Raw genomic sequence first — 1,882 nt, forward strand, 5'->3', positions numbered from 1 at the left:
ATGGATCATGGCATGGTGACGGAGAACTTCCCGACCGCCGAGCTGCCCGACCGCATGGCAGCCCTGAACGAAGCGCTGGGGGTCTGACATGACAATGATTTTTGGAATACCTTTGCAAGCGCTTCTCGGGCAGTTGCTGGTTGGCCTCATCAATGGCTCGTTCTATGCCATGCTGAGCCTTGGCCTTGCCATCATCTTCGGGCTGTTGCGCATCATCAATTTTGCCCATGGCGCACAATATATGCTGGGCGCTTTTGTCGGCTATCTGCTGTTGAGCTGGCTTGGCATCGGCTATTGGCCAGCGCTTATTCTGGCCCCGATCATCGTCGGTCTTGGCGGGGCGATCGTCGAGCGCGTGGCGCTGTCACGGCTTTATAATCTCGATCCGCTCTATGGCCTGCTCTTCACCTTCGGCCTGGCGCTCGTGATCGAAGGCACGTTCCGCTATTATTATGGCGCGGCCGGACAGCCCTATGCGGTGCCGCCGTCGCTTGCTGGCGGGCATAATCTCGGCTTCATGTTCCTGCCGAACTATCGCGCCTGGGTGGTCGTGGCCTCGCTGATCATCTGCCTTGGCACCTGGCTTCTGATCGAAAAGACCAAGCTTGGCGCTTATTTGCGCGCCGCCACCGAAAACCCGACACTGGTCAAAGCCTTCGGCATCAATGTGCCGCTGCTTCTCACCTTCACCTATGCGCTGGGTGCGGGTCTTGCAGGCGTTGCCGGCATCATGGCGGCCCCGATCTATCAGGTCAGCCCGCTGATGGGCTCCAACATCATCATCGTGGTCTTTGCCGTGGTGGTTGTCGGCGGCATGGGATCGATCCTCGGCGCCATCATCACCGGCTATGTGCTGGGGCTGGCCGAAGGGCTCACCAAGGTCTTCTATCCGGAAGCCTCCAGCATCGTCATCTTCGTTATCATGGCTATCGTCCTTCTGGTGCGACCCGCCGGACTGTTCGGGAAGGAGGCCTGATATGGCTGATACCGCTCTTAAAGCAACGGCTGCAAGCCATGGTGCTGCTTCATCCCGCAAGCCTGCGATCAACAGCCTGTCGGCGGTCATTCTCGTCATCGCCATCATCGCACTGGCCGCCGCACCCTTCGTGGTCTATCCGATCTTCCTGATGAAGATGCTGTGTTTTGCGCTGTTTGCCTCCGCCTTCAATCTTCTGCTTGGCTATACCGGCATTCTCTCGTTTGGCCATGCGGCCTTCTTCGGGGGCGCTGCCTATATCACCGCGCATACGGTGAAGGAATGGGGCGTGACGCCGGAAGTGGGGCTGATCCTCGGCGTTCTTGCCGCCGCAGCGCTTGGCCTTGTCATCGGCTATCTGGCCATTCGCCGTCAGGGCATCTATTCGACCATGATCACGCTTGCGCTGTCGCAGATGTTCTTCTTCTTCTGCCTGCAGGCGGCCTTCACCCATGGCGAGGACGGCTTGCAGGGCGTGCCGCGCGGATATCTGTTCGGCTTCATTGATCTCAACAACCAGATGAACATGTATTACTTCGTGCTGGCCGTGTTCGTGCTTGGGGTCTTCGCCATCTGGCGCATCACCAACTCGCCCTTCGGCATGATCCTGAAATCGGTGCGCGAGAACGAAAACCGCGCCATATCGCTCGGCTATTCCGTCAATCAGTACAAGCTGGCCGCATTCGTGATGTCGGCAGGCCTTGCGGGCCTTGCAGGCGGCATGAAGGCGCTTGTCTTCCAGTTTGCAACGCTGACCGATGTCGGCTGGCAGATGTCGGGCGAGGTCATCCTGATGACGCTGCTTGGCGGCATCGGCACGCTGATCGGCCCCATCGTCGGTGCCGCCTTCGTCGTCGCCCTCCAGAACTATCTCGCAACATCCGACTTCCCAGTCACAATCGTCAC

Annotated in this window: 2 protein-coding genes and 1 pseudogene; all 3 read left to right on the plus strand. The window is 59.1% G+C overall.

Going from position 1 to position 1,882, the window contains the following annotated elements; all coding sequences use genetic code 11:
- Positions 1-87: pseudogene (locus QBD01_RS25370) on the plus strand (ABC transporter ATP-binding protein); the annotation flags it as partial.
- 1 nt (position 88) lies between these two features.
- Complete coding sequence (locus QBD01_RS25375) at positions 89-976, plus strand: branched-chain amino acid ABC transporter permease (protein ID WP_280995032.1); 888 nt, start codon at positions 89-91, stop codon at positions 974-976.
- Between the two features lies 1 nt (position 977).
- Positions 978-1,882, plus strand: a 905-nt coding sequence (locus QBD01_RS25380) for a branched-chain amino acid ABC transporter permease (RefSeq protein WP_280995033.1), incomplete at its 3' end; no start/stop codon positions are given.

The sequence above is a fragment of the Ochrobactrum sp. 19YEA23 genome, assembly GCF_029909865.1.
Classification (GTDB): Bacteria; Pseudomonadota; Alphaproteobacteria; order Rhizobiales; family Rhizobiaceae; genus Brucella; species Brucella gambitense.

What these genes read in the sequence shown, in the direction of transcription:
- QBD01_RS25375 (WP_280995032.1), top strand. Translation starts at nt 89, where the DNA reads ATGACAATGATTTTTGGAATACCTTTGCAAGCGCTTCTCGGGCAGTTG.